This is a genomic window from Rhodococcus sp. (in: high G+C Gram-positive bacteria), from assembly GCF_049591685.1.
In the GTDB taxonomy this organism is placed as follows: Bacteria; Actinomycetota; Actinomycetes; order Mycobacteriales; family Mycobacteriaceae; genus Rhodococcoides.
Genome location: NZ_JBAWFH010000093.1, coordinates 16,679 through 32,539 on the forward strand (window position 1 = coordinate 16,679; position 15,861 = coordinate 32,539).

The 15,861-nt window shown below is 67.1% G+C and carries 2 protein-coding genes; both read right to left on the bottom strand.

The genetic code is table 11. The annotated features are described in order from the left end of the window. Position 1: 1 nt before the first annotated feature. Complete coding sequence (locus WBQ44_RS04295) at positions 2-1,012, bottom strand: alpha/beta hydrolase (protein WP_495565497.1); 1,011 nt, start codon at positions 1,010-1,012, stop codon at positions 2-4. Next, positions 1,009-15,603 carry a non-ribosomal peptide synthetase gene (locus WBQ44_RS04300; protein WP_495565498.1) on the bottom strand — a complete coding sequence of 4,865 codons (14,595 nt, stop codon included), beginning with the start codon at positions 15,601-15,603 and terminating at the stop codon, positions 1,009-1,011. Before WBQ44_RS04300 ends, WBQ44_RS04295 begins: the two co-directional genes overlap by 4 nt. Positions 15,604-15,861 lie beyond the last annotated feature (258 nt).

A 15,861-nucleotide genomic window follows, 5' to 3' on the forward strand; every position in this document is an offset into this window, starting at 1 on the left:
TCTACCGCAGCGCCCTCTCCAGGGTCGGCCAAGAGCTCCGGAGGGCGTCCTGCCAGTACATCCACGAGTGCGTTCCGGGGTGTCCGAGGTCGAAGTCGGCGGGAATTCCCAGTTCGTTCAGACGGTCTCGCAGACGCAGCGCGCAACCGTTCGACAGAGCTTCGATGGCGCCGCCGAGGACGATCTGGTCGGGCAGCGGGGGCGATCCTGCGGGCCTGACGACCCCGGGCACCTCGTAGGGCCCCGGCAGGCCCGTTGCATTGGAGACGAACAGTTCGAGTCCCCGCAGTTTCTCGGCATTGACGTACGGATCGTGCTGGATCCAACGCGGATCGCCGTCGGGGCCCCACATGTTGTCGGCATTTCCGTTGCCGCGCGAGGAGACGAGGAACCGGATGAACTGTTGTGCGAACGGATCCGAGGTCTGCGCGCAACCGCTGTACGACGCCACCCCGCGGTAGAGACCGGGTGCTTGAATGGCCAGGTCCAGAACCGATCCCGCCGACATGGACAGTCCTCCGATGGCGTTGACGCCATTGGTGCCGAGGGCGTCGTCGATGACGGGCGGCAGCTCCTGGGTGAGGAATGTCTGCCACTTGTTCCGGCCGAGTGTCGGGTCGTCGCGCTCCCAGTCGGTGTAGTAACTGAGGTATCCACCGACGGGAATGACGACGTTGACGTTCTTGTCGGCGAAGAACTCGCGCATGTCGGTCTGCCGCAACCAGTTCGCGCCGTCCTCTCCGGCTCCTGCGCCGTTGAGCATGTACAGCGTCGGCTGCGGGGTCGAGAAGTCCGTCGGGCGCAATACCTGCAGTGGGATCACCCGGTCCATCGAGGGCGAGTAGACGAAGACGTCCCACCGTTGGTCGCTGATCCGCTCGATGCGATCGAGAGTTCCCGTCGGGTTTTCGGTCGATCGAATTGGTTCGGCCGTGGTCACGGCAGTGGTGTTGATGGCCAGCGCAGCGACCACGGCAGTCACGGCAGCGAGGCTGCGCACGAGGCGCCTCATGCCTGTGCTCCGAGGTGCCGGGCGAGGACGGGGCCGACAGCGCGCAGTGCGGGCGCCGAGGTCATCTGCCAATGGGTGTGCGGCACCGAGTAGTGCGAGATGTCGCCGAGCACGTACGGATGCCATGTCGTCAGTCCCGATCGTTGTTCGTGCCCAGCGCCGACGAACAGCACGTCGCCGTCGTAGACGCCGGGAATGTGGCGCAGCGCCAGTTCGTGGTTGTGCCGCGCTGCGGCGATGAGGCGTTCGACATGGTGTGCTTCGCCCGCGCCGCTGCCGGCGACGAGCGAAGGCAGTGCTTCGAGGCGGATGCGCTGCCCGTTCACGCCGGGCATCGTGATCCCGACGGCGTCGAGCAGGTCGGCGGCAGGTAGGTCTGCGTCCCAGACGTCCTCGGGTTGGACGGCGTGGCTGTCGAGCATGACGAGTGAGTCGACGGTCTTGCCCTGCGCGCGAAGCCGAACGGCCATGGCGTGAGCGATGGTTCCGCCGAGCGACCAGCCGAGGAGGTTGTACGGCCCCTCGGGGGCGAGCGCCTCGATCTCGTCGATGTACCGCTGGGCCAACTCGTCGAGGGACTCGGGAAGCTCCGCGGCGCCGGGGGTCTGAATGCCGTACAACGGGCGGTCGGTGTACTGCGTGAGCCCGTTGTAGCACCACGACAGACCGACGATGGGGTGGATGCAGAAAACAGGTGCACCGTGGCCGGTAGTCCGGATCGGGAACACGATGTCGAACGACGATCCGCTGTCGCCGCCCGAGTCGATCAGGGCTGCAAGCGATTCGGGAGTCGGCTCGGCAAGCAGGGCCTGCAGGGAAAGCGCTGTGCCGGTGGACTCCCGAAGCGTGCCCAGCACTCGCATCGCGCTGAGGGAGGACCCACCGAGCTCGAAGAAGTCGTCCGTGACGGATACGTCGGTCATTGCCAGTACCTCCGAGAATGCTTCGATGACGAGCCGTTCGGTCGTCGTGGATGGTTGCCGGTGCTCACCGCGTGCAAAGCCGAACTCCGGTGCGGGGAGCGCGCCGACGTCGAGCTTGCCGGTCGAGGTGCGCGGGACGGTGTCGACGGTGACAACCGCCGCCGGGATCATGTAGCTGGGCAGCCTCTTACGCAGGTGATCACGTAGAACGCTGCTGGTGGTGCTGCGGTGGTCGGTGGTACCGACCACGTACGACACCAGGACTGTGTCTCCCGCCGGGCCGGGACGGCCGAGCGTGACCGCGAAGTGGACCGCCGGATGCGTGGACAGCGCTGCGTCGATTTCGCCGAGTTCGATGCGGAAGCCGCGAATCTTGACCTGGGCGTCGCTGCGACCGCTGTACCGTAGGTGGCCGTCGGGTGTCCACCTCACGATGTCTCCGGTGCGGTACATGCGACCGGGCCCGTGGGGATTTGCCAGAAAACGCGAAGACGTCAGCCCCGTTCGCCCGTGGTAGCCACGCGCCAGCGCCGGACCCGCGACGTACAGCTCGCCGGGGACTCCGACGGGCACGGGGTGCAGCCGCGAGTCGAGCACGAGTGCAGCGAATCCGTGGATGGGAGAACCGATGTCGACGGGTCGATCCGGGGTCACCCGGCCGAGGGTCGAGATGTCCGTCGCCTCGGTGGGGCCGTAGCCGTTGAGCATCACGCGGCCGGGGGCCCACCGAGCGACCAGTTCTGGGCTGCAGGCTTCACCGCCCACGCACACCACTTCGAGGCAGTCGAGCCCGCTGGGATCGAGGCTCGACAGCGCGGACGGCGTCGTCAGCGTGTGCGTGACGGCTTCACGGCGAATGAAGTCGGCCAGCTCGCTGCCGCCGAGTATTTCCGGCGGAGAGACGACGAGGGTGGCCGCGGCGGACAGCGCCGACACCATCTCCCCCACGGCCATGTCGAAGCTCGGTGACGTGTTGTGCAGGAATCGGCTCGACGAGGTTATTCGGTGCAGTTCCCGTCGGGACGCAGCCAGGTTGGCCAATCCGCGGTGTCCGACGACGACGCCTTTGGGCACACCCGTCGAGCCGGAGGTGTAGATCACGTACGCGGCGGTATCGAGGTCGACGACTCCGCCGATCTCCTCGGGCCGGATCGACGCGCGCGGTGCACGTGCGATTTCGGCGGCGTTCTCGCTCTCGTCCAGCACGAGCCAGTTGATACCCCCGGGCAACGCCGAACGGTGCGCGGCAACGGTGATGCCCATGACGGCTCCGGAATCGGTCACCATGTGCGCCAATCGATCCGACGGGTACGCCGGGTCGACGGGCACGTAGGCGGCGCCGGTCTTGGTGACAGCCCAGACGGCGAGCACCGATTCCACCGAGCGCGGAAGGCCGAGGGCGACGACGGTTTCCGGACCGATGCCGTAGCCGAGCAACACTCGTGCGAGCTGCGTGGACAACTCGTCGACCTCACGGTAAGTGTGGTTGCGTCCGTTCCACCGCACTGCCACACCGTCGGGATTGCTGCAGACCGCCGAGTCGATCAGTTCCGGCAGCGTCCGCGGGGTCTGCGCGGCGGGGCCCTCGACCGGAACGAGGGCCGCACGCTCGTCGCCGGTCAGCACGTCGATGTCGCCGACGGGTCGATCGGGTGCTCGGGTGGCAGCACCCAGAATCGTCAGGAACCGCGCCGCGAACATTTCGGCCGTGTCTGCGTCGAACAGATCGGTGCTGTAGCGCAGCGATCCCTTCATGCCCCCCGCCGGCACCCCGTCGGTGTCGGTGAACGTCAGCGCGAGATCGAAGCGCGTGACCCCGGATTCGTACGGAAATTCCGAGACGGTCAGCCCCGGTAGTTCGATGCCAGTCGGGCGGCTCGGCTCGTACCCCAGCAGGGCCTGGAACAGCGGGGAGTGTGAGGTCGCGCGCGCCGGGCGCACCGCTTCGACCACTTTCTCGAACGGCACGTCCCCGTGTTCGAGTGCCCCGAGATTCGTTTCGCGCACCGCACCCAGGAGTTCCCCGAAGGTGATGTCCGGCCGAACTTCGTTGCGTAGAACCAGCGTTCCGACGAACATGCCGACGACGTCGTCGAGTGCACCCGCGCCGCGGCCGGCGACAGTGGTACCGACGGCGATGTCGGTGGTGCCGGACAACCGGGCCAGCAACACCGCGTAGGCCGCGTTCATCACCATGAACACCGAAGCGCTGTGGCGGTGGGCCAGCAAGCGCACTGCCGAGAGCACGTCGGCGTCGACCTCGAAGCCGATCTGAGCCCCGCGCTGCGATGCCACCGCCGGTCGTGGACGGTCGGTGGGTAATTCCAGTACGTCGGGGAGGCCGGCGAGTCGGTCCCGCCAGTACGCGAGTTGACGAGAGGTGACGGAGTTCGCGTCGTCCTCGGATCCCAGTACCTGGGCCTGCCAGAGCGCAAAATCCGCGTACTGCGCGGGCAGCGGATCCCATGGTGCCGGGGCTCCGTGCAATCGCGCTGCATAGGCGGCGACGACATCGCGGGCGAGCGGGCCCATCGACACACCGTCCGCGGCGATGTGGTGCACGACAAGCAGTAACACGTATTCGTGCGGTGAGGTACGAAGCAGCGCACCCCGCAACGGCACCGCGGCGGTGACGTCGAAGCCGACACCGAGGATGCGTGCCGCCTCACCCAGAACGGAGTGCTCGTCGATATCGCTGGGCGCGAGGTCGAGGTCGACATCGTCGGCCCCGAGGATGACCTGGTGTGGTTCACTTGTCGCGGGATACACCGTGCGCAGCGTTTCGTGACGCTCCAGTACGTCTCGAACGGCGACCGTCAATGCGTCGGCGTCGAGCGTTCCGGTGAGGCGTACCGCCAGCGCGATGTTGTACGCGGCCGACGCCGGATCCGCCTGATTGAGCAACCACATGCGAGTTTGCGCTGCCGACAACGGGATTCGCGCGGGACGCGGGCCCGGTCGGAGGGCAGGCAGTGTCGACGCTTCCGCGGCGTCCACGACCGCTGCGAGGGCCCCGACCGTCGGAGCCTCGAAGAGCGCGCGCACGGCCAGTGCGGTGCCCGCGCGATCGTTGATCCGCGCGATCACCCGAGTCGCGACGAGGGAGTTTCCGCCGAGATCGAAGAAGTCGTCGTCGGCGCCGATCCTGTGGGTACCGAGGACGGTGGCGAACACCTCGGCCACCATGGCTTCCGTTGCGGTGCGGGGCGCGAGGAACTCCCTGACGGCGAAGATCGGGTCAGGAAGCCCGGGGCGGTCGATCTTGCCGGCCGGGGTCGTCGGAAAGGTGTCCAGCACGGTGACCGCACGGGGAACCATGTGTGCGGGCAGCCAGCGGCGAGCGTGTTCGACGACGCCCGAGATGGCGGTCTCGTCGGCACCCGAGCCGAGGACGACGTAGCTGACCACGCTGTCGGAACGCACGTCCGACACCGACTGCGCGACCGCCGGGTGGCGCGTCAGGATTGCGTCGACCTCACCGAGTTCGATGCGGAAGCCGCGAACCTTGACCTGATGATCGGTGCGGCCGTGGTATTCGAGTATCTCGCCCCGGCGCCGCGCTCGATCGCCGGTGCGGTACATCCTGGTTCCGTTGTTCGCGAACGGGTTCGGGATGAACGAGATGCCGGTGCGCGACGGTAGCCCACGGTAGCCGCGGGCGAGCGCGTCACCGCCGAGGTAGAGCTCTCCGACCACTCCGGGCGGAACCGGGTGCAGTCGACTGTCCAGCACGTACGTATCGACGCCGCGGATGGGACCACCGATGGGGATCGGTGTTGCGGTATCGAGTGGCCCCGCTATCGTCGTGAACACGGTCGCTTCGGTGGGGCCGTAGACGTTGAACAGTCCGACGCGATCGGCCCAGCGCCGCAACAGTTCTTCGCTCAGCGCTTCGCCTCCGACGGCGAGGACTCGCAGATCGGGAACGTCGGCGGGGTCGATCGTCGCGGCCGCGGCAGGTGGCATCAACGCATGGGTGACGCCGGTCATCGCGGCGGCGAGCTCCTTGCCTCCGTACACGTCGGGCGGTGCGATGTGCATCGTCGATCCGGCACCTACCGCGGCGATCAGTTCGAAGATGGAGCCGTCGAAGCTGCTCGAGATGAAACGCAGTGTGTGACTGTGCCGATCGAGTCGGAGTCGCTCGACCACCTCGGCCGCGAGGTTGGCGAAACCGGAGTGGGTGACCACCACGCCCTTGGGCGTGCCGGTCGAGCCCGAGGTGTAGATGATGTATGCCGGATGTTGGGGCAGCAGTTCTGCGTTGCGCTCCCGGTCGGTGATCGGGAACGCCGAACCGGCCCCGGTGTCGAACTCGTCGGGACGAATCCAGTGCACGTCGCCGACGGTCAGGGTGTCGGTGATGCCGAGTGTCGCCCCGCAGTCGGCCAGCATGTGCGCGATGCGATCCGGCGGGTATGTCGGGTCGATCGGGACGTACGCGGCGCCCGTCTTGGCGACGGCCCACAGCATTGTCACGGCGGTGATACTGCGGGGCAGTGCGACGACCACCGAGGTTTCGGGCCCCGCTCCGCGCGCGATGAGTTGACGGGCTACGCGTGTCGAGGTGTCGTCGAGATCCGGGTAGCTCAGTACATCGTCGCCGGCGACGAGGGCCGGCCCCCCGGCCGAGGACACAACGGCAGCGGACAGGATCGCCGGAAGCGTCCGGTGACGCAGAGCCGGGGTGCCGACGAGAACGCCGCCTGCTGTCGAGCGACCGGCTGTCAGACGTAAGTCGCCGATTACTATCTCGGGATCGGTCACCGCCGCGGTCAGCACGGCGCGATAGTGCTCGGCGAACATTTCGACAGTGCTTCTGTCGAACAGATCTGTTGCGTAAGTGAAGAACCCACTGAGGTCCACTGAGTCGACGGCCACTGCGAGATCGAACTTCGCGACGGCGCCGACGGGAGGCAACGGTGCGACGGTGAGGCCGGGAAGTTCGACGGTCGGAGTCGGTTCCTCCAACGACAGCGCGACCTGGAAGAGCGGGTGGTGCGCTGTCGACCGCCCAGGAGTCAGTTCTTCGACCACGCGATCGAACGGAACATCCGAGTGCTCGTACGCCGCGAGATCGGTGTCCCGGACGGCCTCGAGCAGCTCGGTGAAGCGTGCCGCCGGGTCGACCGAGGATCGCAGGGTCAGGGTGCCGACGAACATGCCGACGAGTTCGTCGAGCGCGCGGTCACCGCGACCCGCGACGGGTGTGCCGATGGTGATGTCGCGTTCACCGGTAAGCCTGGCCAGTACTACCGCCAGCGCGGCGTGCAGAACCATGAACTCGGTGGTCCCCGACGCCGCCGCGAGTGTCCTGACGCCCAGGCGGGTCGACTCGTCGACGTCGAAGGGGACGCGTTCGCCGCGGTGTGACGCGACTGTGGGCCGCGGCCGATCCGTGGGCAGTGGCAGCATCTCGGGCACGTCGGCGAGTTGCCCGGTCCAGTACGCGAGCTGGCGCGATACGAGCGAATCGGGGTCCGAGTCGGATCCCAGCGCTGCAGCCTTCCACAGTGCGTAGTCGGCGTACTGCACGTCGAGCGGCGCCCACGACGGTGATATTCCGTCGGCGCGAGACCCGTACGCCAACATCACATCGCGGGCGAGCGGCCGCATGGACCAGCCGTCTGCGGCGATGTGGTGTGTCACGACGAGAAGCACATGATCGTCGGGGGCGATCCGGAAGACGGCGGCCCGCACCGGTGGCCGGGTGGTGACGTCGAAACCGCGAGCAGCGAGGACGACGAGTGCGCCGGTGAGTGCGTCCTCGGTGGTGTCGGTGACGCGAACGTCGAGGAAGTCGGAGTCGACGATCACCTGCTGGGGGCCGTCCCCCGAATCGGGGTAGAACGTGCGTAGCGCGTCGTGTCGGTCCACGACGTCGAATACCGCGTCGACGAGGGCGTCGGAGTCGAGCTCGCCCGTCAGACGCACCGCGCCGGCGATGTTGTACGCGCCGGATTCCGGATCGAACCGGTTGAGCAACCACATTCGACTTTGGTTCGGTGCGAGCGGGATTCGCTGCGGCCGCGCGGCGCGGACGAGTGCCGGACCTGTCGATCGTGTCGCGGTTCGCGCGGCCAGCCGGGCAGCCAGGCCACGCACGGTGGGAGCGTCGAACAGATCTCGAACACCGAGGTTTGCGTCGAGTTCGGCATTGGCGCGCGCGATCACCTGCGTCGCGGTCAGCGAATTGCCCCCGAGCTCGAACCAACTACCGGTGACGCCGACCTCCGGGACACCGAGGACTTCGGCGAAGATTTGCGCGAGCGCGGCTTCGGTGTCGCCCGAGGGTGCAACGGTCTCCGCAGTCGAACCGTTCGATTCGTTCGGTTCCGGCAGCGCGGATCGGTCTAGTTTTCCGTTGCGGCCGAGCGGGAGTCGGTCCAGTGGTATATACGTCGTCGGCACCATGAAGGCGGGTAGTTCCGTGTCCGCATGCCGCCGGATGTCCTGCGGCGTCGCGGTGCCGCACACATAGGCGACGAGTCGTTCGGCCGTACCGGTGCCGCGCACGGTAGCGACCGCGGCGGTGACCCCGGGTGCACGCAGCAGCGCTTCTTCGATCTCACCCGGTTCGAGTCGCTGCCCGCGGAGCTTGACCTGGAAATCGTTGCGGCCGAGGTACTGCAATTCGCCGTCGAGGGTCCAGCGCACGAGGTCGCCGGTGCGATACATCCGGCGTCCGTCACCGGACGGGTCGGCTGTGAAGCGCTCCGCCGTGAGCGACGGTCGGCCGATGTAGCCGCGGGCGAGCTGCCGTCCCGACAGGTACAGCTCGCCGATCGCTCCGATGGGAACCGTGCGAAGGGCGCGGTCCAGCACGCGTACCTCGGTGTTCCACACGGGGACCCCGATCGGTACCGGTCCGGTGCCGTCAGGGTCGGTGCGGTGATAGGTCACGTCCACCGCGGCCTCGGTCGGTCCGTAGAGGTTGTGCAGTTCGACGGTGAGCGCGCGATGCGTCCGCTGCACGCTCGCGCGGGTCAGTGCCTCACCGCTGGTGAAGATCCGACGCAGAGATGCGCAGTTTGCGGTGTTGCCGTGCTCGAGGAACAGATCGAGCATCGAGGGCACGAAGTGCGTCGTCGTGACCTGCTCGTCGCGAATCAGCTCGGAGAGGTATCTGGGGTCACGGTGCCCGTCGGGCTCGGCAACGACCGTGCGCGCACCGGTGAGATGCGGCCAGAACAGTTCCCACACCGATACGTCGAACGTGGTCGGTGTCTTGTGCAGCACCACGTCCGTCTCGTGGAGGGGGTAGGTGCTCTGCATCCACAGCAACCGGTTGACGATCGAGCTGTGCGACACCGCAACACCTTTGGGCCGGCCCGTCGAGCCGGAGGTGAAGATGACATACGCGGTGCTCGCGCCGTGCACATCACCCAATCGTTCTGCGCGGGCGATGGGACCGGTGCCGAACGCCGACAGGTCCACCGTGGCGGAGTCGACAACCGGTATCGAGCTGCCGAATGTATCGGGACCGTCCGAAGAGAGGATCATCGACGGCCGCGCCGTCTCGACCATGTAGGCGATGCGAGCAACGGGCAGTGTCGGATCGAGCGGCAGGTACGCCGCCCCGGCATGGACGACTGCATGCAGTGCGACGAGTTGATCCATCGATCGCGGCATGGAGACCGCGACAACCGAATCCGGTCCGACATCACACGAGATCAGAAAGCGAGCCAGGCAGTGCACGCGGGCGGCGAAGTTGGCGTATGTCAGCGACCGGCCGTCGAAATTCACGCACGGGTTCTCCGAGTGCTCGAGAGCCGAGGCGTCCAGCAGGTCGACGAGGGTTTCCGAACCCTGGTCGACCTCGGTGGCAATCCAGTCGACGGTGACGGCCCGACGCTCGAGCTCGCCGAGCACGTCGATGCGCGTCACTGAGCCGTCCGGACGCTCCGCCATGGCGAGCAGAATGCGCTGTAGCCGTTCGGCGAATGTCGTCACCTGGCTGACGGTGAAGGCGCCGGGAGCGTAGCGCAACGTCATGGTCGGGGTGGGCTCGAGCACCGTCACCAGCGTCAACGGATAGTGCGTCGAGTCGGCCACGTCGATACCGAGGACTGCCATGCCGGCGATGTCGGTGGCGTGGTCGAGGGCGCTGTGATCGACGGGATACGACTCGAACACCGCGAGGGTGTCGAACGCTGCACCCGGTCCGGCCGCCGCCTGGATTTCCGCCAACCCGATGTGATGGGCGTCCATCAGGTCCACCTGTTCCCGCTGGATCCGGCGGGCGAGGTCGGCGACGGTGTCGGTGACCTTCGTCCGTACGCGCAGCGGCAGCGTGTTGATGAACAGTCCGACCATGTCGGTGGCACCGGCCAGCTGCGCGGGTCGGCCCGACACCGTGGCGCCGAACACGACGTCGTCGCGAGTGAGCAACGTAGACAGCAGGATCGACCACGCCGTCTGTACGACGGTGTTGACCGTGACGGCCATCGCGTCCGCCAGGGTGCCGAGCGCCGTACCGTCCACCCGAACGGGGACATCCTGCGGGAGTGCCGCACTGCCCGAGTAGGTGTCGGCGAGCAACGTCGGTTCGTTGAGTCCTTCGAGCGAGTCGGTCCAGCGAGTCAGCGCGGCGTCACCGCCCTGTTCCGTCAGCCAGGCGAGGTAGTTCCGGTACGGCCGTACTGGAACCGGAAGTGGACCGTCCGCTGCGTAGAGGACGAGTAGTTCCTTGATCAGGATCGGCATGGACCAACCGTCGAACAGGATGTGGTGATTGGTGATCACCAGCGTCGTGCGCGTTCCGCTGCGAATCAGCGCGAACCGCACGAGCGGCGCCGTTGCCATGTCGAAGCGCCGCGAACGTTCCTCGGCTATCAGCGATTCCGGCTCGGTGGTGTCGACCTCACGCCACGGCACCTCACACTGCGCCGGTATGACCTGGACGGGAAGACCACGGGAGTCGTGAGCGAACGCTGCCCGCAGGTTGTCGTGCCGATCGAGCAGTCGCTGCGCTGCCCGACGCAGTCGCTCACCGTCGACGTCTCCGCCGAGGTCGAACACGATCTGCGCGGTGTAGACGTCCACGCCGTCGCGCGTCAGGTCTGCATGGAACAGCAGGCCCCGCTGAAGCGGCGTGAGAGGCCACACGTCCGTCAGTGCACCGAACGTGCTGTGCCACAGGTCGAGTCGGTCTTGCGCTACCTCGACGAGCGGTACGTCGCTGGGGGTGAGAGCCGCAGCCCCGGTGCTACGGCCGTGTTCGGCAAGCTCTGCCAAGGCGGTGGACCACTGATCTGCGAGTTGGTGCACCTCGGAGGCGTCGAGAACGCCCTCCGGGAATCCGATGCGCGCGGTCAGCATGTCGGCGGAGACGGCGACGTTGATGTCCAGTACGTATTCGGTTACCAAACGCTCGCCGCTTCCGGCGTCGGCCGACACCGACAGATCCGGTAGCCACGCCTGCACGGTGCTGTCGGACGCCCCGTCCGGCGGTCCGGCTGCGATCCGGCCCAGGTAGTTGAAGCTGATCTGCGGGCTCGGCGAGGCGTCCAGTTCGCCTCTGTCCCTGAGCAAACCGTAAGCGAGCACAGGCGCCGGGACGGCGCGAAGTTGCTCCTTGACCATCTTGGTCGCGGACGCCGCGTCGGCGCCCACCGGAATGCTCACGCGGACCGGATGGGTGGTGGTGAACCAGCCGACGGTACGGGAGAGATCTGCGCCGGGCACTGCACTCTCGTCTCGGCCATGGCTCTCGATCGAGATCAGGTACGACTCCGCCCGACGCCACTGCGTGAGCGCCATCGTCAGCGCGCTCAGTAGTGCATCTTCGGGACCCATGCGGTACAGCGTCGTCAGCGGTCCGAGTACGGCGGCAGTGACATCGGCGGGCACCTGCAAGTCCACCTGCCGGGTGGTCGCACCGGTATCGGCTTCGGTCAGCGCCCGGGCGCCGAGGGCCACGTCGTGCCCGTCCAGGATCGCGCGCCAGGCCGAAGCGTCGGTACCGGAACGCTCGTCGACGGCGGTAGCCCAGCGACGCAACGACGTTCCGACCGGTTGCAACACCGGTCCGATTTCGCGCATCCCCCACGCGGTCGCCAGATCGGGAAGAAGGATCCGCCACGACACTCCGTCGACCACCAGGTGATGGGCGACCAGGACGATGCGGTTGCGGTCGGTGCTCGTCACGAGTACGGCCTGCAGCATCACGCCGTCGCGTGGGCGCAGGCGTGCCCCTGCCCGGCGGACGACGCCGTGGAGATCGTCGGTGTCTTCGTGCGTCACGATCCCGTCCAGCAGGCCGCTGGCAATGTCCTCGGTCTGATCCACCTCGAGCGCGCCGTCGCGTAGACGAGCTCGCAGCATGTCGTGATGGCCCACCACTGCGCCGAGGGCTTCCGTGAGGCCGGCGACATCCATGCCGTCCGGTGCCGTCACGGTCAACGCCTGAAAGAACGAATCGATGTCCGACGGGTGCTGCGCCCTCGCGAGAACGCTGCGCGCGATGGGAAGTAGCGGCATCGAACCCATACCGCCACCAGGCAATTCGTCGAGACGCACCCGTTCGGCACCGCTGACCGCGACCTCCGCGAGGGCCGCCACCGTGCGTCGCTCGAAGACGTCGCGGGGCGTGAACTCGACCCCAGCGGCCTTCGCACGCGAGACCAGCCCGATCGCGACGATACTGTCGCCTCCGAGCGCGAAGAACGAGTCGTCGACCCCGACCGACGGGCGCCCCAGCACCTCGGCCATTGCGTCGGCGATGACCTGCTCGACAGGGTTGCTCGCGCTGCGGAAGGCAATCGCGTTCGTCTGGGCCAGTGGGTCCGGCAACGCCGATCGATCGACCTTGCCGGACGGGGTGAGCGGAACCGAGTCGAGTTGCACCAGGTGCGAGGGAACCATCTGCGCGGGCAGAAACTCCGACCCCATCGCGACGATGGAGTCACGGTCGAACTCGTGCCCCGCCTTGATCTTCAGATAGGAAACGAGCACCGAGCGGCCGTCGCCGTGGCGCACCGTCGAGACGACGAAATCGACGGACTGGTGCCAGGAGAGAACCGCATCCACTTCGCCGAGTTCTATTCGTAGGCCGTGCAATTGGACCTGGAAATCGCTGCGGCCCACGAACTCGAGCTCGTAACCGCCGGTGCGGTCTGCGCGCCACCGCACGAGGTCGCCGGTTCGGTACAGGCGCGAACCCGAACCGTACGGATCGGCGACGAATCGGTTCGATGTCTGGCCCGGCCGTCGGTGGTAGCCGCGAGCAAGTCCCGGCCCGCCGACATACAGCTCGCCCGTCATACCGGGAGGCACGGGGCGCAGCAGACGATCCAGTACGACAGCTGACGCGCCCTGCAACGGTCTTCCGATGGTGATGGCGCGCGGATCCGTCTGCTGCCGCGTGATCGTGACGACGATGGTCGACTCGGTCGGACCGTAGCTGTTACGCAGTACGGCGTGCCCCGCGAGCCGCTCGACGAGATCGGGCGGGCAGACGTCGCCGCCCACCACGACCGACCGCAACGACGCGACCTTCTCCACCTCGACCGTCGACAGCAGTGCGGGCGCGGTGACGATGTGGGTGACCGAGCTATCGACCAGCAGCTGCGTCAGCTCGCTACCGCCGTAGACATCGGCGGGAGCAACGACCATGGTGGCGCCCGCGCTGAACGCGACAAGCATTTCGAAGATCGATGCGTCGAAGCTCGACGACGAAAAGCGAAGAACCCGAGACTCGGCTGTCAGTTCCAGCTCGGGTCTCGCATCGGCGGTGAACGGTGCGAGACCGCGATGCGTGACGAGCACGCCCTTCGGTGTTCCGGTGGAGCCCGAGGTGTAGATCATGTACGCGGCATGGTCGGGTTCGAGCCGAGCACGTCGATCGGCGTCGGTGACGGCTTCGTTGCCGCGGCCCGCCCATTCGGCCTCGAACTGCTGGTCGTCCATGGCAAGCCAGGCGACGGTGTCGGATCCCTGCGACACTCGCGACTGCGACGTCAGACCGACCGACGCCCCCGAGTCGCTCAGCATGTGCGCGATTCGCTCCGCCGGGTACGCCGGGTCGATCGGGACGAACGCCGCCCCTGTCTTGGCGACGGCCCAGAAGGCGACGACCGAGTCGATCGACCGTGGCAGAGCGACAGCGACGACGGTTCCCGGTCCGGCGCCGCGGGCGATCAAAGCCCGGGCGATCGCGCTACTGCGCGAGTCCAATTCACGGTAGGTGACCGCGTCGTCGCCTTCGACGAGCGCGATACGGTCCGGACTCGAGTGAGCGCCTCTGACGAGGATGTCGGGGAGGAGAACGAGCTCACCGGCGCGGCCCCCGCGCGCAGGGACGGTGGCCGCGGATTCTTTACCGCCCAAAACGTCGAGCTCACGCACCGAGGCGTCGGCGTCTGCCGCGAGGAACTGCGCGAGCATTGCAACGAACCGGCGATGAAGATCCTCGAACATCTCTGCGCTGTAGACGTTGGGGTTGGCCTCGAAGTCGATGCGAGCGGGCCCGGCCGTCGTCGGTGGGTAGATGTTGACCGACAGGTCCTCCACCGGACCCGTCGCGAGGACGTTGAAACGACCTGTGACGCTACCGAACTGGACTGAGGTCTCGTACGCCATGATGTTGATTGCCGGGCCGAAGAAACCTCGGTGCTCCTGCGAGGCTCCGGCGTCGCGGCGGATGTCTTCGGCGCGGAACCGCTGATGGCGCAGGGCGCCCGTCAGTTCCAGCTGGACGGCGTCGATCAGCCCGGCCACCGTCGTGTCGGCGTCGACGCGCACTCGGATCGGCAGAACGTTGGACACCATGCCGCCGGATCGACGCAGGAGAGCTGTCGTGCGTCCGGCGACGGGCAGGGACAGCACGATGTCGTCGTCGGCGGTCAGCCTCGACAGAAACGCTGCGACGGCTGCGACGGCGATGGGCGCGAACGCTGTCCCCAAGTTCTCGGCCCTTCGCGCGAAGGCTCGCTCGACCGTCTCCGGAAGCGGCCCACCGCACAGCCGTGACCGCGGCGCGGGAGGTGCGACGATGCCGGTGAGGTTCGCCGGCGCAGGCAGCAACCGGGTCTTGTCGCGCCAGTACTGCCTGTCCTTGTCGAAGCGCGGGGATCGGCGGTAGTCGTCCTCGGCGGCGTAGACATCGCCCAGTGCCCCCGCCTTCGAGGGCGGCGGCTCGTCCCCGACCGCGATGGCCGAGTAGATCTCGGCGGCCCTGTTCATCAGCCTGACTGCGCCGTAACCGTCGAGGGCGATGTGGTGGACGTGCGAGTACCAGAACGTGCGCTGCGCGTCGATTCGGAGCGTCGCAGCCTTGATCAAAGGTCCGCGGACGAGGTCCACGGGAGTGGAGTACTCGGCCCGCATCCATTCCAGGGCGGCCCGCTCGGGGTCCGGCTCACCCGAGAAATCGACCTGCACCGAACTGTCGGCGCCGGCGGCCTCGACGAATTGATGTGGCTCGCCGTCGATTTCGACGAGGTGCAACGATCCGGCGCCGAGCTCGGCAGCTGCGCGGGCCGCGGCGTAGCGCATGAGGTCGTGGTCGATCATCTCGCGCATGTCGATGTAGTTGGCGATCGTGATGGGCACATCGGGCATCAGATGCTGCGCGAACCACAGACCTCGCTGCGCCGCGGTGAGCGGGAAGGGGGTTGCGGTGTTCGAAACGTCGAAGGTCGAGGCCAGCGAGTCAGCCGATTCCACAGGTAGCTCTCTCGATGTGGGAGCGTGGTCCTGGCGACGCAGTAGAAGACTCGGCTACGCCGGCGTTGCCCCGAACGCCGTCCGCCGTGTGTTGTGTCCCAAACCGCCAGGTCTGTCAATTAACGAGGTTTACACAATCGTTACCATCGGTCAACTGCTGCACGCTCCCTGACCGAGAGCATCGAGAAAAGTCACGAACGCGTTCGGGATTTTAGTTGAAACCTAACAATGACGAAGGCGCGCACAGTCCGTACGGAC